Origin of the sequence: Nocardia rhamnosiphila NBRC 108938, assembly GCF_000720425.1 — a bacterium.
In the GTDB taxonomy this organism is placed as follows: Bacteria; Actinomycetota; Actinomycetes; order Mycobacteriales; family Mycobacteriaceae; genus Nocardia; species Nocardia rhamnosiphila.
This window is the reverse complement of the sequence record NZ_JOAJ01000009.1, coordinates 211,879-228,323: the sequence shown is the minus strand read 5'-3', so window position 1 is coordinate 228,323 and position 16,445 is coordinate 211,879. Positions and strand designations below refer to the sequence as shown.

Below are 16,445 nucleotides of genomic sequence, written 5' to 3'. Positions count from 1 at the left end.
TCCCCATCATGTCGTGTTCGCGCCGAACGCGCTAAAGCCGGTGGTGGTGGCGCGGGTTGCAGACCCCGGACCAGGGTTACCGGAATATGGGCCCTGCCTTAAAGTGACCTGCATGACTTACGACGTCGCGCGGGTCCGGGGACTGATCCCCTCCCTGGCCGACGGCTGGATCAACCTGGCTCCGCAGGCGGGCATGCTTGTTCCGGATTCTGTCTCGCGCGCGGTGTCCATCGGTTTCCGCTCGTCGTCGTTCTCCCACCTCGGCCGTCACGGTGCCGCGAAACGCAGCGCCGATATGCTGCACGACGCCCGGGTGGCCGTCGCGGACCTGGTCGGCGCGGACCCCAGCGGGGTCGTGCTGGGACCGGACCGCGCCGTCCTGCTGGCCTGGCTCGCCGAGTCCCTGAGTTCCCGGCTGGGCCTGGGCACCGGGATCGTGCTGTCCCGGCTGGACGACGAGGCGAACGTGGCGCCGTGGCTGCGGATCGCCAACCGCTACGGCGCCCATGTGCGCTGGGCCGAGGTGGAGATCGAGACCTGCGAGATGCCGGCCTGGCAGTTCGAGGAGCTCATCGGGCCCACCGCCCGGTTGGTCGCGCTCACGGCCGCTTCACCGATCGTGGGCTCGGCGCCCTCGGTGCGGGTCGCGGCCGAACGAGTGCACGAGGTCGGTGGCCTGCTGGTCGCGGACGCGGTCGGCGCCGCGCCGTACGCGCTGCTCGATATCGAGGACCTGAACGCCGATGTGGTCGCGTTGAGCGCACCGAGCTGGGGCGGTCCGCAGGTGGGCGCGCTCGTCTTCCGGGACCCGGCATTCCTGGACCGGATTCCGTCCATGGCGTTGAACCCCTACGCCAAGGGCCCCGAGCGGCTCGAGGTCGGCGGGCACCAGTACGCGCTGCTGGCCGGTCTCACCACCTCGATCGACTATCTGGCCGGCCTGGACGAACGGGCCCGCGGCACCCGCCGGGAACGGCTGGAAATGTCGATCACCTCGCTGCAGGACTACCACGACCAGCTGTTCGACCATCTGATGAGCACCCTGGAGAAGATCGGCGGACTCACCGTGATCGGCCGGGCCTCCACCCGGATCCCGACGGTCAGTTTCACCATCGACGGTATGCAGGCGGAGAAGATCGCCGCCGAACTGGCGGACAAGCGCATCACTGTGCTGGCGGGCTCACACGGCGGCAGCCGGTTACTGGACGCATTGGGTGTGAACGACGAGGGCGGCGCGGTGACCATAGGTCTCGCGCCGTACACGACTCGCCGGGAGATCGATCAGTTCGGCCGGGCCCTGGCCGCGCTCGGCTGACCGGCCGGCCACGCTCGCTTCTCTCGGGCACGCGCGCAGGTCTTCCGGGGTCGGGCTGCGCGCGTCCGTCGGCCCGGCCGACTCGATCAGTCGTTGCCGATCCGCAGGATCACCTTGCCGAACGTGTCGTGTTCGTCGAGCAGTTCGTGCGCCCTGGCCGCCTCGGCCACCGGGACCTCGGCGTGGATCACCGGCACGACCGCGCCCGTCTCCAGCAGCGGCCACACGTGGGCCCGTACCTCGGCGATGATGTCGGCCTTGCTGCCGCGGCCGGTGGCCGGGCGGTCGCGCAGTTTGATCGCGCGCACCGTCCCGCGTCTGGCCATGAGTTCGCCCAGGTTCAGCTCGGCGTTCACCCCGCCCTGCATACCGATCACCAGAATCTGCCCGTCCAGGGCCAGCGCGGCCACATTGCGCCCGAGGTAGGCGGCGCCCATGTTGTCGAGGATGATGTCCGCGCCCGGTCCGCCCAATCCCTGCTCGGCCCGGATCAGATCGACGAAATCGTGTTCTCGATAGTTGATGAGCACGCTCGCGCCCAGTTCCGCGCAGCGCGCCAATTTCGCGGCCGATCCGGCCGTCACCGCGACTCGGGCGCCCAGCCGGTCCGCCACCTGGATGGCGTGGGTGCCGATACCGCTGCCACCGCCGTGGATCAGCAGCAACTGCCCGGAGTGCAGGCCGGCGGTCAGCACCAGATTCGACCAGACCGTCGCCGCGACCTCGGGCAGCGCCGCGGCCGCCGCCAGATCCAGGCCGTCCGGTACCGGTAGTACCTGGCCGGCCGGGACCACCACTTTCTCGGCGTACCCGCCGCCGGACAGCAGCGCGCACACCCGGTCGCCGGCCGACCAGTCCCGGACACCCTCGCCGACGGCCGCGATCACCCCCGAGCATTCGAGTCCGGGCACGGCGGTGGTGCCCGGTGGGGGCGCGTACAGGCCGCGCCGCTGCAGGAGGTCGGCCCGGTTGACCCCGGCCGCCACCACGTCGATCAGTACCTCGCCGTGCCCGGGTACCGGGTCCGGGGCATCGGACCACTCCATCACCTCGGGGCCGCCGAATCCGTTCAAGTTGATCGCACGCACGGGACCCATACTGCATCAGAAATTGCCGAGAGGGTGCCCGCGACTGGCCGGACACGGCTACCGTGAGCGCCGTGAGCAGCTTCATCGACTTCCAGAACGAGATCTACCTCCAGGGAATGGGCGGGACGGTCCCGGAACTGCCGATGACCGCGGACGGTTTCGCGGACCGGGCCCGGGAGTTGCTCGACGCACGCGCCTACGCCTACGTGGCCGGTAGCGCCTCCACCGAACGCACGGCCGTGGCCAACACCTCCGCGTTCGATCGGTACCGGATCGTGCCGCGCATGCTCTGCGGGACCAGCGGGCCGGGCGCGCGCGACACCGCGGTCGAGGTACTCGGCACCAAGCTCGCCGCCCCGGTGCTGACCTCGCCGGTCGGGGTGCTGGAACTGCTGCACGAGAAGGGCGAGGTGGTGGTGGCCCAGGCCGCGAAGGAGCTGGGCGTCGGTACGGTCCTGTCCACCGCGTCCTCCGCGACCATCGAGGAGGTGGGTGAGGTCGCGGGCGACTGGTGGTATCAGCTGTACTGGCCCGCCGACGACGAGCTGGCGCGCTCGTTCGTGGAGCGTGCGCAACGGGCCGGCGCGAAGGCGATCGTGGTCACCGTGGACACGCCCTCGCTGGGCTGGCGGCCGCGGGATCTCGAACTGGGACATCTGCCCTTCCTGCTGGGCAAAGGTATCGCCAACTATCTGTCCGACCCGGTCTTCCGGGCGAAGCTGTCCGCGCCGCCGGAGGAGAGCGAGGACGCGCTGCGGATGGCGATCCTCACCTGGGTCGGCCTGTTCGGTAACCACGCGCTACGCCCCGCCGACCTGGCCAAGCTGCGGGAATGGACCGATCTGCCGATCGCGGTCAAGGGTGTGCTGCATCCCGACGATGCCCGGCTGTTGGTCGACGCCGGCGCGGACGCGGTGTGGGTGAGCAATCACGGCGGCCGGCAGATCGATAATTCGATCGCCGCGCTGGACGCGCTCGGCGCGGTGGTCGGCGCGGTCGGGGACCGGGCCGATGTGCTGTTCGACTCCGGTATCCGCTCCGGCTCGGATGTGCTGGTCGCCCTCGCCCTCGGCGCCAAGGCGGTGGGTTACGGCCGGCCCTGGGCGTATGCCCTCGGTATCGCCGGCAGTGTGGGCGTGCGTCACGCACTGCGTCTGCTGCTCGCCGATTTCGATTCCGCCATGGGACTTTCCGGTTGCGCCGACCTCACCGGCATCACCCGCGACCTGCTCGCCGTACCCCGGTGACCGCGCGGCCGGCCACTGGGTGACCGGTGGTCGGCTTTGGGTCGCTCCCGGTCACATCGGTTACCATCGAGGCCCTGGAGACGTGGCAGAGCGGCCGAATGCACTCGCCTTGAAAGCGAGAGTCGTGAGAGCGACCGGGGGTTCAAATCCCTCCGTCTCCGCCAGAATCGGCACATTGATCTATCACCGGCGTGCGGGTCCGGTCCGCCGTCGCAACGGTTTGCTCGGCCGGGGCGGCCCCCAGGACTGAGCGGCGAGGCCGCTGACCGAGCGGTTGTCCCCCTGGCCGGGCTGTGCAATGGTTTTCCGATTGCATAGTGCGGTGTGGGAGCGCCGCTGGAGGGAGGGGTCCAATGCCGGAAGAACTCGATGTCGATCCGGGCGAAATAGACAAATTCTCCGCGAGCTTGCAGAAGCTGGCGGACGAGAACGCGAGCGCCACCGCCTACATAGACAAGTGGTTGGTGGTCGACAACACGGTGTGGGGTGACGGTGGACTGATCCGCCTCGGGCTCGGCGCCATCAGTGAGGCCTACGACAAGCTCAAGCCGAACTACGAGACGCTGGGGACGCTGTCCGCCGCTGCGGCGACCGAACTGGCCGCGGTGGCGCAGATGTACCGGACCACGGACCGCGCGAATGCCGCGGCATTGGACCGCACGTACGAGGCCGGTAAGTGATGGCCGGCGCACCTGTCGAGAAATTGGCCGAGCCCGCGCTCGAAGACCCGATGAACGATAATTTCGAGCTCATCGTGACCTCCAACGAGATTTCACCCACCTACTGGGCATGCACGTGGCTCAAGAATGTCGTGGGTGTTGATCCGGTGGAGTGGTTGGCACAGAAGATTTCCGGTGATTGGGAGGCTCTCCAGAAAGCGGGCCGGGCGGTCGAGAATCTCGCGGCCTACAACGCGAGTTTCTCCGCCGAGATCGAGAACGCGGCCAAGGCCGTCGACCCGACGTGGGACGGCAATGCGGCAGTGAACGCGCAAACGTACTTCGCGGAGTTGGCTGCGGCGGTCGCCGCGCAAGTCGAATCCCTGAACACGATCGCAGATGAGATCAAGAACTTCGCGAACGCGGCGTATTACGGCGCGAAGACGATCGGCGACGGTGTGCAGACCCTGCTGGATATCGGCGCCATCGCTCTGATCCAACTGGCTGCGCTGAAAATGTCCGCGGTATCGGGCGTTGGCATTGTCGCCACTGCGGCACTGGCCGCGGCTGCGACCTTGACCACCCTGCGGGCCATTGCCGCATTCAATATGCTGGTCTCCGAGTTGACCTCGGTCTATATCGGCTTGGAGGGGATAGCCGGGCTCGTCTATGCGGGCATAGGCGCGATCCAGTCCGCCGATCTGCCCACGTTGCCGCAAAAGTCCTACGACCACCCGGGGGCCTGACATGAGTTCACCCGAGCCGATACACGACCTCGCGCGGGGAGATATCGCGGTGTCGCGTCAGCTCTCCCAGGCACTCCAGGTGATCATGGACGGCACGGCGGATCAGCGATTGAAGAGCCAGATTCGGGCCATTCTCGATGGCCGAGCCAGCGCCCGGGAACTGATGCACAGCGACGCTTTCAACGTGGTCCTCGATCAGACCATACCTGCGGCCATGCAGGAGTTCGCCGAGATGCCGGAGGAGGAGCGGCAGCGGCTCGCGGAACAGGGACAAGCGCAACTCGATCGTCTCCGCGATCAGCCGTCGGCATGGTCGGCCCCGGCACCGCCGGCCGATCCGGCGCCTTCGGCCCCGCCGCCACGGGTAACGCCGCAACCGCCCTCACCTCCGGTCGGCGCCGCGCCGCCGGGCGGGCGCAAATCTTACCGTGACCAGGTCGTCACCCCCGACGAACCCGATGAGGACGACCTCTACTTCCGTGATCGCTGGAAGAACGGCTGGATGCAGTGACCGGCCGGCAGAAAGTGCTCTTCGATACGGAGCCGGACCCGGACCGTGTCCCGATATTGTCGACTGCACCGCTCGAACTGAAACTTGCCGAGTCCCTACCTGATGTGTGTAGTGAACACGGCCTGCCAGCCATCGAGAGTCGTCCTTTCGTAGTGAATTCCATGGGGCAGGCGGGATCGGAGATACCGACCATGCGGGTTTTCCTCAGGTCGATCCGGCCGCCTTGGAAGCCTCAGGAAAACTACGGGGTCCAGGCTCGCCTGCGATTCGAATGTCCGGCTTGTGAGTACTGCCTGTACGAGGTCCGGCGTTTCCGGCGCCGGGCTCTGCTGGCGCTGTCGGCCGTCGTGCTGACGCTCGGGGCACTGGTGGCTGCGATCCTCTTCGAGGTGGCGCAGCTCTATGTGTCGCTGGGTTTCACGGCAGTCCCCGGATGCTTCCCCATCGCGGTGGCTGTCGGCTTGGTCGCGTGGATGCGGTCCGACTACTTCGCGGATGTCTGGTTGACCGATTCGACCGAGCAATTGATCGTGTCGGCCCATCCGGACTTCGCCACCGCGGTCGATCGGCTTCGAGCGGAGTCCCGGGACCGATGAAGTGGTGTGCCGTGTTCTCCGCAGCGTGGTGGCCGGTACTCGATGCGTCCGGGCTCAGGTCCGGATCGCCTCGTCCACCAGTTTCATCTCGTTCCACAGCCGGTGCCAGTCCGCGGCCCGTCCCGGCTGCCCGGCGTACGCCTGCGTGAGCGTCTCCAGGAACTTCTGCGTCTTCGCGGAGTAGGCGTATTCCTCGGCCGGTGTGCGTGGGCGGCCCCGCTCCGCCGCCAGAACCCGGCCGCCTTCCGGCGGCTCGGACCATTCGCCCGTCGCCACCCGATGGTTCTCGTACAGCAGGCCGAAGCGGGATCGCACCCGGATCTCGTCGACGGCCACCGGTGGGTGCGGCGATTCGAGCAGGCGTAACAGCTCGGCCGAGCCGTCGAAGCAGATGTCCTGCGCACGGTCGGGCACGTACCGGCCGGTGCCGTCGCGCAGGCGCTCGCCGAGGAAGCGGGTGAGCACCGACGCCCCGCTCTCCCCGCGCGAGACCGCCACGGCATCGACGGCCGAGTGGTACTTGTGCATCTGGAAGCGATCGATGACCCCCGCCGCCCGTGTCGGGTTGCCCGCACCCTCCTCGAGGACGGCGTTCCGGCGGCCCGCGATCACATGGTCGATAGCCATATCGAGCCATCGTTCCGCCGTCGGGTAGAGGTGATCACCGGCCGTGAAATCGTCGAGCGCACGGAGTTCGGCGAACATCGGGTGGTACCGCATGTAGTTGTCGGCGATCAGCGGGACCGCGCCACCGCGATCGCGGAAGGACGCGACGATGGCCCTTATGGCCGTGGACTTTCCGGCACCCGGCTGGGCGAGCGCGACGACCAGCCGGGGCCGCCCCACCGCGGCCGTGGCCCGACCCGGGATATCCAGCTGTTCGGGAACGATTCTCGTCTCGAAGATCCGGCGCATATCGTGATCGGACAACGCGAAGCGAAGGGCGCCCTTGCGCAGTTGATCCGCGAATTCGTGTCCGGATCGGCTCAGTTCACCGCTCGCGGTGTAGATCGCGTTGCCGATCCGTCGGACTCCCCGCGCCGCGACCGTCGTCACCGGGGATCGCAAGCACTCCACATCAACCCACAGGATGTGATTCTCTCGGATTCTCGCCGGTGGGCATTGCACGGTGGCATCCGGCCGTCGGCCCGGTGACGTGCCGGAGCGGCTGTCCACGCATTCGCCGGGAGAGCTGCCGGGTGCGGGTCCCGCGTACCCGGTCACTACCTGGCGTCATATGGGGTAGGCCGGAGCCGCCGGCGCGGAACACGGCCCGTATGAGCGCTGTGGGCGCCGGTGTTGCGTACGGTGGACACGTGACGCAATCGAGCGACGTAACCCCCGGACCGGCGGCGCCGCCGGCCGCCGGGCGGTGGCCCGCGGTTCTCACCTGGCGTGCGCACGACGGCTCGCGGATGGAATCGGTTCGCGTAACGCTCAACGGCAACCGGATCCGCGCCAGCGGCCGCATCATCGGCAGCGGCTGCGGCGAGCACACCGCGTTCAGCGCCTCCTATGACCTGGTCACCGATGAGAACGGGGCGACCAGGCGGCTATCGATGAGCAGCACCACCGCCGCCGGGGAGCGGCACGCGTCCCTGGCCCGCGACGAGGAGAACTACTGGCTCGTCGACGCCACCGGCACCCATATCCGGTCCATGTTCGGCGGCGCCCTGGACGCGGATGTGGTGCTCAGCCCGTTCTTCAACACCCTGCCCATCCGCCGGTTCGACCTGCAGCACGCCATGGAGGATGTGCAGGTCCCGGTGGTCTATGTCCGGTTGCCGGAGCTGACGGTGCAGGAGGCCGATCTCACCTACAGCAGCGCGGGAGACGGGATCAGCGTTCTTTCGCCGGTGTCCAGCGCGACCCTCACCGTCGATCCCGACGGTTTCGTCTTGGACTACCCGGGTCTGGCCGAGCGGGTCTGAGGACGGGTCAATCGCCGGCCGGAGCCGCCGCGAGGTGGGTGACGACCCCGCCCGCCCGGCCCGCTTCCTGCAGTTTCTCCAGCCAACCCGCCGTGCCCGGGAAGACTCCGGTGATCTCCCAGCGTTCGGCCGTTTCGTAGCGCTGCCGGGCGGCGTGACCGGCCGCGGTCAGATCGGCGAGGGAGGTCTGCGCGCTCAGGGACTCCCGCGCCTCACTCAGCGCGGTCAGCGTCTCGTCCAGTACCGCCAGCAGGGCCTCGGAGTTGGGTTCGCAGATCGCCCGCACCAGATCGGGTGCGGTGCCCGCGACCCGCGTGCCGTCCCGGAACGACCCCGCCGCCAATCCGAGCGCGAGGTCTCCGCCGCGGGCCCCGGCCACCGCCAGCGCCTCGGCCAACACATGCGGTAGATGGGAGATCCGGGCCACGGCGCGATCGTGTTCGGAGGCGGTCACGGGGACGGCCACCGCACCGCAGTCCAGGGCCAGCCGCGTGACACGCGTCCAGACGTCCGCGTCGGTGCCCGGGTCCACCCCGACCGCCCACGCCGCGCCGCGGAACAGTTCCGCATCGGTTGCCTGCCAGCCCGATTCGGCGGTGCCCGCCATCGGGTGCCCGCCGACGTAGCGGGCTTCGAGTCCGTACCGCCGCACCGCCGCCGCGACAGGGGCCTTCACACTCACCACATCGGTCAGCGCGCACCCCGGCGCGTATTCGGCGATCGCGTCGAGCATTGTGTTCACCGCCGGCATCGGCACCGCCACCACGATCAGGGCATCGGCCTCGGCGGCCCGGCGCAATACCGCGGCGAGATCGTCGCCGACATCGAAACCCGAGGTCCGGGCCGCCGCCACGCCCGGCGCCGAGCGGTTGTATCCCCAGCACGTCCGACCGGCCGCGGTCGCCGCACGCAGCAGCGAGCCGCCGATCAAACCCGTTCCGAGAACACAGAGCGCCGTATGGTCGTCAGCAGTCACCGGAACAGATTCGCATACGACTTCATCTAACGGCCCCGGGCCGACTACCGTTGCGCCCATGGCAGCACAGCGCGCGGGCACGAACAAGGCGGCGTCGGATGATTACGACGACGTGGAAGGGTTCGCGGTGGCCGTTGTCCGGGAAGACGGTACGTGGCGGTGCACTCCGCTGACCTCGGCCGCGCTCACCACACTGTCGGCCGCGGAGAACGAGCTGAAGGCGCTGCGTTCCTCCGGCGCGGTTTTCGGGCTCCTGGATATCGACGACGAATTCTTCATCGTGGTCCGGCCCGCCCCGAGCGGCACCCGGCTGCTGGTGTCGGACGCGACCGCGGCGATCGACTACGACATCGCCGCCGATGTCCTGGAGGAACTCCATATCGAGATCCCCGATATCGACCCCGACGAACTCGACGATGTCGAACCGTGGGAGGAGGGCGACCTCGGCATCCTGGCCGATCTGGGCCTGCCCGAACCGGTGCTCAGTGTGATCCTCGCCGAGACCGATCTCTATCCCGACGAACAGCTCACGATGATCGCCCAGCGGCTGGGCTTCGCGTCGGAGTTCTCCGCGGTGCTCGACAAACTGCCCCGCTGAGGTGAGCGTTCCGCTCGCCGATATCGAGATGGTGCGTACGGCCCTCGCCGTCGCCGCCACCGCCGACCCGCGGGACGTTCCCGTGGGCGCGGTGGTGTTCGACGATCAGGGCCGGGAGCTGGCCCGTGCCACCAATGCGCGGGAGGCCTCCGGCGACCCCACCGCGCATGCCGAGGTGCTGGCCCTGCGCCGCGCGGCCGCGGTCCACGGCGACGGCTGGCGGCTCACCGGCACCACTCTCGCGGTGACCCTGGAGCCGTGCACCATGTGTGCCGGCGCGCTGGTGGCGGCCCGGGTGGATCGGCTGCTGTTCGGGGCGTGGGAGCCGAAGACAGGGGCGGTCGGTTCGCTGTGGGATGTGGTCCGGGACCGGCGCCTCAACCATCGTCCCCAGGTGCGCGGCGGGATCCTGGAGCCCGAATGCGCGGCGATTCTCGACGACTTCTTCCGGACCCAGCGCTGAAGCTTCTTCGGATAGGGTCCCGTGCGGGTGGGCGCCGCGAAAGTTCGCAGGTCGGGCACCCGATTTAGGGATACGAGGCTGTTCCGGTATTGTTGCGGGCGGTGGCGTGTCCGAGCGGCCTAAGGAGCACGCCTCGAAAGCGTGTGAGGGGTAACCCCCCTCCGAGGGTTCAAATCCCTCCGCCACCGCTTCAGCCCCTTACCTGTGGTGAGGGGCTTTTTCAATGGAAGGGCCGGGCGGGCACCGCTTCGGACGCCGGGGCTGCCCGCGTCGCAGAGCAGCGTTCGAGATGCAGTGTGCAGGTGGGGTTCACCCGCGGCAGGGCGCGCGCGGCGGCTTCCTGCATGGGAGTGGGCCCGCAGACATACACGGCCGCATGCGGGTTCGCGCGGGCGAGGATCTCCTCCATATCCGGAGGCCCGAACTCGTCGTCCGGCCGGATTACCGCGCCGGAGACCCGGTCGAGGAAGGGCATCGACTCCCGGCTGCGCCCGATGTAGACGAGGTTGCCGCGCCGGCCGGCCGCCTGGGCCATGGGGAGGATGGGGGTGATCCCCATGCCGCCGGCGACGAACAGGTACTCCTCCGCGTCGATGAACGGGAAGGTGTGCCGGGGGCCGTGGACCCGCAGTGCGTCACCGCTGCGGAGGCTTTCATGGATTTCGATCGAGCCGCCGTTGCCGTGCGGCATGAGCCGGACGGCGATGCGGTAGGCGGACCGGTCGCGGGGATCGCCGCACAGCGAGTACTGGCGGCGGCGCCCGGACGGTAGGGACAGTTCCAGGTGGGCGCCCGGTAACCAGGCGGGTAACGGATCGCCGTCGGGATCCACCAGGATCACCGTCACCACATCGACGGCCTTGCGCCGGATCGCGGCGACCACGAGTCTGCGATTGAATCCACTGTGCCAAAGCACCTTCGAGTGCGGCAGCAACGAGGCGGGCCGGTGGGCGACGAATATCGATCGGCAGACGTCCACGGCCGTGCCGATCATCTGGAAACCGCGCGCCGGTACCTGGGTGCCCATCAGTTGGCTCCCGATAGTCGGGATGTACGACGCACCAGGGTGAAACAAGCGACTGCTCGGCTGGTCTGCACCATTCGGCGAATCTACATCGCAACATAATTAATAGCAATGTTGCAATATTGCGAGTGCCCGATAGGTGTTTGCGCTCACGCGGTACTTGCTAGCGTTAACTGCATGTCCGCCGCGTATACATCGTCACCCGGACTGCAGGACGGTATCGAGGCTCGCATTCTGGACGCGGCGTTGATCAGATTCAGCGAGTTCGGCGTCAAGAAGACGACCATCGAAGACATCGCCAGGCAGGCCGGTGTCGACCGCGTCACCATATATCGCCGTGTCGGTTCCCGCGACGATGTGGTGCAGGCGGTCGTGAGCCGAGAGGTAGCCGCGGTCCTCATCGAGGTCGATGCCATCTCCACCCGGCACACCACCCTGGCCGATCTGGTCGCCGATATATTCGTGACAGTAGTCACACGGTGGCGGGATCATCCGCTGGTCAAGCGCATGCTGACCGTCGAGCCCGAACGCATTCTGGAAAAACTGACCGTGGAGGGCGGACCGGTCTTCGCCATGTCGGTGGCGGCCGCCCATACCGCCCTGTGCCGCGCCGCCGACGCCGGGCTGTTCACCGAACCCGCCGATCTGCTGACCCGTGCGGAAGTGGCGTGCCGGCTGGTGCACTCGTTCATCCTCTGCCCGTCGGGCCTGGTGCCCTTGGAATCCGACGAGCAACTCGACGAATTCGCCCGCGCCTACGTAGTTCCCATCGTGGCCTCCGGACAGTGAGGACCGCGCCGCCGGGCGGCGGTGCAGAGGACAGCAACTGACCGCAACGGATGCCATGCTCGCGCCATGACCACTCCACCACTGATCAGTCCCGTGTCCGAGCTCGGCAACGGTTACGGCAGCCTCAATGCATTCGCCGCGGTCAAGGGGCCCGGTGGCGCCCGGGCCTTCATCGATTTCCTGGGCGCGGTGTTCGGCGCAACGGAGACTCCGGAGGCGCACGCCGTCGATACCGACGGCCTGCTCATCCACGCGGAGGTGCGGATCGGCGATTCCTGCCTGATGGTGGTGGACTCCAAACCGGACTGGGTGTTCACGCCCGCCCTGCTTCAGGTCAATGTGGCCGACTGCGACGAGATACTGCGCCGGGCCGCGGCGCGGGGCGCGCGGATCATCACCGAGACCACGCCTTTCTACGGTGCTTCCTCCCTCGCCCGCTTCATCGATCCGTGGCGCAATGTGTGGTGGCTGTTCGGGCCCGCGATCGAGAACGCACCGGAGCCGACCTGGGACCCGGACGCGGCGACGGAAGAGTCCGAGATCCACGCGACCATCTGCCGGGCCATGCGGGAATTGTCCGCGCCGACGGGCTCGGCGCCGTAGTACCCCGCGACCGCGGGTTCCGGCCGGTGCTCGTAGCGACACTGTCACGGTTCCGGCGCGGACCGTGGAAATCACCGGGCAACCCGCGGCGCCCTGGAGAATCGAAGGTATGACCGGTCTCGTCCTGACGCCCCAACGCCGAACCGAATTGGCCGCGTTGCTCGACGACGAGGCCCGGTTACGGACCGAATACCCGAAGGTCGCCGAATACCTGACCACCGCCCCACTGCTGGACGGGACCGGCGACCCGCACGCCGACGCGGCCTTCGACCTGCGGCTCGTGCACTACATGACCGGCGGCGAAACCGAATCGGGCAATCCGTACTGGGATATCGTCGGCCCGGCCGTCGGTGCAGACGGCGACCGGCGGGTCGTCCACGGCGGCAACCCGCGGGGGAGCGTGCGGCTGGGTTTCGCTCAGACGATCCTGCAGGCCGCCTACGCCTACGCGATCCCGGCACCGGAGACGCTCGACTGGATCGTGGCCTTCGGCGCGGGACGCCCGCTGGTCGAGCTGGGGGCGGGGCGCGGCTACTGGGCGAAACTGCTCGCCGACCGGGGAGTCGCGATGACGGCGTTCGACTCCGCGCCCCCGGATACCACGGTGAACGTGTCCTTCCCCGGCAGCGCCGGGCATCCGGCGGTGTGGTTTCCGGTCGGCGCGGCCGAGGGGTTTGCGGCCGGGTTGGACGCGGAATCGGTCCTGTTCCTGTGCTGGCCCCCGGGGTGGGGCGATCGTATGGCGTCGGCCGCACTCGAACTCTTCGAGTCCCGCGGCGGCCGGCGCCTGATCTACGTGGGCGAACCCCGGGGTGGCAAGACCGGCGACGACGCGTTCTTCGATCGCCTCGCGGCCGGGTGGTCGCTGGAATCGGTGGACGAGCGGCACGTCCGCTGGTGGAATCTCGGCGATATCGCCCAGGGGTGGGTACGGAACGGAAACCGGCGCCGGGCCTGATACCAGCGTTACCCGGAAGGCGGGAAGGCGCCGTGGTCGGCGCCTTCCCGCCGCATCCGCCTACCCGGCGCCACCGCAGCGGATCGGCCGGTTGCCGCGGTCTGTCACCGCAGCGTGTATCCAGCCGGCACGCGACCGCGAAAAAGGCCTCGAGTCCCCCGCGGCGATACCGTCCCGATCCAGCGGAGCAGGCGGGCCTCGTGCCGGATCGCCGTCAGGAGGCAGCGCCCTTGCCGGACGACCGTGGTCGCGCCCGGAACCGAACCACGTAGATCGCCACTCCCACCGCGGTAGCCGCCACCCCGGAAGCCACTGCCGTCCAAGGCAGAGTGAAGGCCAGTACGAGGCATCCGAACAGGCCGAGGACCGGGATCACGCGCGGTGGCCGGTTCTCGGCCGCGGTCAGCGTCCGGGCCGAGGCGTTGGCGACGGCGTAGTACAGGAGCACACCGAAGGAGGAGAACCCGATGGCCGAACGCACATCGGCGGTCGCGGCCACCACCGCCACGACCACTCCGACGACGATCTCCGCGTGGTGCGGCACTCCGAACCGGGGATGCACCGCCGAGAGCGCTCGGGGCAGATATCGATCGCGCGCCATGGCCAGCGCGGTGCGCGAAACCCCCAGGGTCAAGGCGAGGAGCGAGCCGAGTGCCGCCGCGGCCGCCCCGGCGCGGACCACGGGTTCGAGCCAGGTCACGCCGGTGGCCTGCACGGTCTGCGAGAGGGGCGCGGTCGCCTCCGCCAGCTGCCGGGGACCGAGCACAACCAGTGCGGTCACCGCGATCACTGTGTAGACGGCCAGGGTGATCGCCAGCGCGAGTGGGATCGCCCGCGGGATCGTGCGTGCCGGATCGCGTACTTCCTCTGCCAGGGTGGCGATTCGCGCGTACCCCGCGAACGCGAAGAACAGCAGTCCCGCGGACTGGAGAATCCCGCCGAAGGACACCTCGTCGTCGACCGCGAGGCGCCCCATATCGGTGTGCCCGGTGGTGAAGGCGGCCACCACCACAGCGGCCAGCACGCCCAGCACGACGGCTACCACGATGCGGGTCACCTCGGCCGATTTCTCCACGCCGCGGTAGTTGACCGCGGTCATCGTCACCACGGCGGCGACGGCTACGGCATGCGCCCGCTCCGGCCATACATAGACGCCCACGGTCAGCGCCATCGCCGCGCACGAGGCAGTTTTGCCGACCACGAAACTCCAGCCCGCCAGAAACCCCCAGAACTCCCCGAGCCGCGCCCGGCCGTACACATAGGTGCCGCCGGAAACCGGATACCGTGCCGCCAGCCGAGCCGACGAGGTGGCGTTGCAGTAGGCGATCACCGCCGCCACCACCAGCCCGGCCGGTAGCCCGGCCCCGGCCGCGCGCGCGGCCGGTCCGAGCGCGGCGAAGATCCCCGCTCCGATCATCGAGCCCAGACCGATCACCACCGCATCGGAGAGCCCGAGCCGCCTGCGCAGGCCGCCGGAACTCCCCTCCGGCGAATGGTCCGGAGTAAACGATTGCTCGGCCACAGCTTCTCCTAGCAGAACGCCGAGCCGGCAGCTCGGACAACCGACGGGCCGATTCGCAACCTATGCCCCGAGCGGCGCCTCCGCTACCCGACCGGACGCCCGGTGCGCTCAGTCGATGCCGGCGCGATACCGGGTCACCGCTTCCTCGACCTGCCTGCCGTCACCGGAGCTCTCCCGCTCGACGGCCCTGAGCACGTCCGCGATCTTGGCCATGCGCCGCTCGACCTGCGCGCGGTAATTCTCGATATCGGGCTCGTCGTAGCCGGCGATCGCCGACAGGACCTCGTCGAGCTCCGTCGCCACATCGGCCGCGCCCAGCTCGACCAGGCGGTCGCGCACAGCGGTCAGCTCGTCGCTCCGGCCGCGCAGCTCCTCGGGCCCCAGTTCGGACAGATACTTGTCGCCGCCGCTCATGTCTGCATCCTCCCGGCTCCGGGTCGTCATGGGTTCGGTCCTCGCCGCCGGTATAACCACTTTTTCGCTGAGCTATCTCCCCGGAGATGAGCTGTCCAACGAGTAGGGCTGTGGTTTACATCGCGTCACTCGGTTGCTCCTAGCTTCAATGGACACCGAGGCCTTGACGAGATTGCAAGGGTCCGAACGATTTACCGCGCTTTTACGACAGGGTCACGCAGATCCCTCCGCCGGGGGTGGCCTTCCGGCTGGGGCTTATGCGACCAGCGATACCTCGAGGCGCTGGCCGACCGCGCGGGCCAGCCGGTCGAGCATGTCGATGGTCGGCACACGCCCGCCGCCCTCGATCTTGGCAATCGTGGGCTGAGTGGTGCCCATGCGGCGGGCGAGCTCGGTCTGGGTCGATCCGGCACCGGTACGCGCGGCGTAGAAGAGTTCGGCCATTCGCAGCGCCATGCCTGCCTCCTCGTAGGCGGCTTCGTATTCGGCGCGCGCTTCGTCGGTCATCTGCGCCAGCCGGGCGCCGAACACCTCATCGTGGCTCATCATCTTCATCAGCCCTCCTCCATGTCCTTGTCGATACTCGGCCGATCGGGCAGTCCATAGGGCGCTGAGCTCTCGCGACATACCTGCGCATGGCTCCCGGCCGGAGGCGGTTGCCGCAGCCGGTGGGATGGAGCTCCGGTACGCCGGAGGAAAGTAAGGACTCGTTTGTACGGGCAAAGTACGGGATTCCGGCCCTCTCATCGAGAATGCCGATCGGCCCCCGATCCGCTTTCGCGGATCGGGGGCCGATCTCTGTGCGCCCGAAGGGATTCGAACCCCTAACCTTCTGATCCGTAGTCAGATGCTCTATCCGTTGAGCTACGGGCGCGTACGCGTATTCAGTTGTCGCCCGGTTTCCCGGGCGTGGCGGAGGCGAGAGGATTTGAACCTCCGGTCCCCGTGAAGGGACAACTCATTAGCAGTGAGTCCCATTCGGCCGCTCTGGCACGCCTCCTGGAG

19 protein-coding genes and 4 tRNA genes are annotated in these 16,445 nt (G+C 68.5%); 14 read left to right on the top strand and 9 right to left on the bottom strand.

The window, feature by feature from the left end; genetic code table 11:
• The first annotated feature begins 112 nt into the window (after window positions 1-112).
• On the top strand, window positions 113-1,315 hold the full coding sequence (locus IG75_RS0127835) for a cysteine desulfurase-like protein (protein WP_030524303.1): 1,203 nt from the start codon (window positions 113-115) through the stop codon (window positions 1,313-1,315).
• An 86-nt stretch (window positions 1,316-1,401) separates the two neighbouring features.
• On the opposite strand, the gene IG75_RS0127830 is transcribed toward IG75_RS0127835, so the two are convergent.
• Window positions 1,402-2,403, bottom strand: a complete 1,002-nt coding sequence (locus tag IG75_RS0127830; protein WP_030524302.1) for an NAD(P)H-quinone oxidoreductase — start codon at window positions 2,401-2,403, stop codon at window positions 1,402-1,404.
• Between the two features lie 71 nt (window positions 2,404-2,474).
• Between IG75_RS0127830 and IG75_RS0127825 the strand changes: the two genes are divergently transcribed.
• The 6 genes from IG75_RS0127825 to IG75_RS0127800 all read left to right on the top strand — a co-directional run bounded on the left by IG75_RS0127825 (window position 2,475) and on the right by IG75_RS0127800 (window position 6,162).
• Window positions 2,475-3,650, top strand: a complete 1,176-nt coding sequence (locus tag IG75_RS0127825) for an alpha-hydroxy-acid oxidizing protein (RefSeq protein ID WP_030524301.1) — start codon at window positions 2,475-2,477, stop codon at window positions 3,648-3,650.
• 76 nt (window positions 3,651-3,726) lie between these two features.
• A tRNA-Ser gene (locus IG75_RS0127820) sits at window positions 3,727-3,814 on the top strand.
• Between the two features lie 189 nt (window positions 3,815-4,003).
• Entirely contained in the window at window positions 4,004-4,330 is a 327-nt protein-coding gene (locus IG75_RS0127815; RefSeq protein ID WP_030524300.1) for a type VII secretion target, read from the top strand.
• Window positions 4,327-5,055, top strand: a complete 729-nt coding sequence (locus IG75_RS0127810) for a hypothetical protein (RefSeq protein WP_162183811.1) — start codon at window positions 4,327-4,329, stop codon at window positions 5,053-5,055. The genes IG75_RS0127815 and IG75_RS0127810 overlap by 4 nt, the downstream gene beginning before the upstream one ends.
• Before the next feature lie 85 nt (window positions 5,056-5,140).
• The gene (locus IG75_RS37560; RefSeq protein WP_156059196.1) at window positions 5,141-5,566 is read left to right on the top strand and encodes a hypothetical protein; all 426 of its coding nucleotides are present in this window, start codon (window positions 5,141-5,143) and stop codon (window positions 5,564-5,566) included.
• A complete protein-coding gene (locus IG75_RS0127800) occupies window positions 5,563-6,162 on the top strand; it encodes a hypothetical protein (RefSeq protein WP_156059194.1) in 600 nt (199 codons plus the stop codon). The genes IG75_RS37560 and IG75_RS0127800 overlap by 4 nt, the downstream gene beginning before the upstream one ends.
• Window positions 6,163-6,216: 54 nt before the next feature.
• Here the strand turns inward: IG75_RS0127800 and IG75_RS36660 are convergent, their stop codons facing one another.
• Window positions 6,217-7,218 carry a zeta toxin family protein gene (locus IG75_RS36660; RefSeq protein WP_036515347.1) on the bottom strand — a complete coding sequence of 334 codons (1,002 nt, stop codon included), beginning with the start codon at window positions 7,216-7,218 and terminating at the stop codon, window positions 6,217-6,219.
• Between the two features lie 260 nt (window positions 7,219-7,478).
• Here IG75_RS36660 and IG75_RS0127790 point away from each other — a divergent pair, with 260 nt between their 5' ends.
• Complete coding sequence (locus IG75_RS0127790) at window positions 7,479-8,093, top strand: putative glycolipid-binding domain-containing protein (protein WP_281181614.1); 615 nt, start codon at window positions 7,479-7,481, stop codon at window positions 8,091-8,093.
• Window positions 8,094-8,100: 7 nt separating this feature from the next.
• Here IG75_RS0127790 and IG75_RS0127785 read toward each other — a convergent pair whose 3' ends face one another.
• The gene (locus IG75_RS0127785) at window positions 8,101-9,069 is read right to left on the bottom strand and encodes a prephenate dehydrogenase (protein WP_030524295.1); all 969 of its coding nucleotides are present in this window, start codon (window positions 9,067-9,069) and stop codon (window positions 8,101-8,103) included.
• Window positions 9,070-9,127: 58 nt separating this feature from the next.
• Here IG75_RS0127785 and IG75_RS0127780 point away from each other — a divergent pair, with 58 nt between their 5' ends.
• The 3 genes from IG75_RS0127780 to IG75_RS0127770 all read left to right on the top strand — a co-directional run bounded on the left by IG75_RS0127780 (window position 9,128) and on the right by IG75_RS0127770 (window position 10,318).
• Window positions 9,128-9,667, top strand: coding sequence for a tRNA adenosine deaminase-associated protein (locus tag IG75_RS0127780; RefSeq protein WP_030524294.1), 540 nt, complete (start codon window positions 9,128-9,130; stop codon window positions 9,665-9,667).
• A gap of 28 nt (window positions 9,668-9,695) precedes the next feature.
• Window positions 9,696-10,130, top strand: a complete 435-nt coding sequence (locus IG75_RS0127775) for a nucleoside deaminase (RefSeq protein ID WP_030524293.1) — start codon at window positions 9,696-9,698, stop codon at window positions 10,128-10,130.
• Between the two features lie 100 nt (window positions 10,131-10,230).
• Window positions 10,231-10,318 (top strand) — tRNA-Ser (locus IG75_RS0127770).
• A gap of 32 nt (window positions 10,319-10,350) precedes the next feature.
• Here the strand turns inward: IG75_RS0127770 and IG75_RS0127765 are convergent.
• Complete coding sequence (locus IG75_RS0127765) at window positions 10,351-11,157, bottom strand: ferredoxin reductase (protein WP_051714968.1); 807 nt, start codon at window positions 11,155-11,157, stop codon at window positions 10,351-10,353.
• Between the two features lie 174 nt (window positions 11,158-11,331).
• Here IG75_RS0127765 and IG75_RS0127760 point away from each other — a divergent pair, with 174 nt between their 5' ends.
• From IG75_RS0127760 to IG75_RS0127750, 3 genes are all read left to right on the top strand, one after another.
• Window positions 11,332-11,943, top strand: coding sequence for a TetR/AcrR family transcriptional regulator (locus tag IG75_RS0127760; RefSeq protein WP_036515345.1), 612 nt, complete (start codon window positions 11,332-11,334; stop codon window positions 11,941-11,943).
• Between the two features lie 66 nt (window positions 11,944-12,009).
• Entirely contained in the window at window positions 12,010-12,546 is a 537-nt protein-coding gene (locus IG75_RS0127755) for a VOC family protein (protein ID WP_051714967.1), read from the top strand.
• Between the two features lie 109 nt (window positions 12,547-12,655).
• A complete protein-coding gene (locus tag IG75_RS0127750) occupies window positions 12,656-13,504 on the top strand; it encodes a hypothetical protein (RefSeq protein ID WP_030524289.1) in 849 nt (282 codons plus the stop codon).
• A 214-nt stretch (window positions 13,505-13,718) separates the two neighbouring features.
• Here IG75_RS0127750 and IG75_RS0127745 read toward each other — a convergent pair whose 3' ends face one another.
• The 5 genes from IG75_RS0127745 to IG75_RS0127725 form a co-directional block, all read right to left on the bottom strand.
• Window positions 13,719-15,026 carry an APC family permease gene (locus IG75_RS0127745; RefSeq protein ID WP_030524288.1) on the bottom strand — a complete coding sequence of 436 codons (1,308 nt, stop codon included), beginning with the start codon at window positions 15,024-15,026 and terminating at the stop codon, window positions 13,719-13,721.
• 108 nt (window positions 15,027-15,134) lie between these two features.
• Window positions 15,135-15,440, bottom strand: coding sequence for a hypothetical protein (locus IG75_RS0127740; protein WP_030524287.1), 306 nt, complete (start codon window positions 15,438-15,440; stop codon window positions 15,135-15,137).
• Window positions 15,441-15,695: 255 nt separating this feature from the next.
• Window positions 15,696-15,995 (bottom strand): helix-turn-helix domain-containing protein, encoded by a 300-nt coding sequence (locus IG75_RS0127735; RefSeq protein ID WP_245713250.1) that lies wholly within the window; start codon window positions 15,993-15,995, stop codon window positions 15,696-15,698.
• Between the two features lie 246 nt (window positions 15,996-16,241).
• Window positions 16,242-16,314, bottom strand: a tRNA-Arg gene (locus tag IG75_RS0127730).
• Between the two features lie 36 nt (window positions 16,315-16,350).
• Window positions 16,351-16,440, bottom strand: a tRNA-Ser gene (locus tag IG75_RS0127725).
• Window positions 16,441-16,445 lie beyond the last annotated feature (5 nt).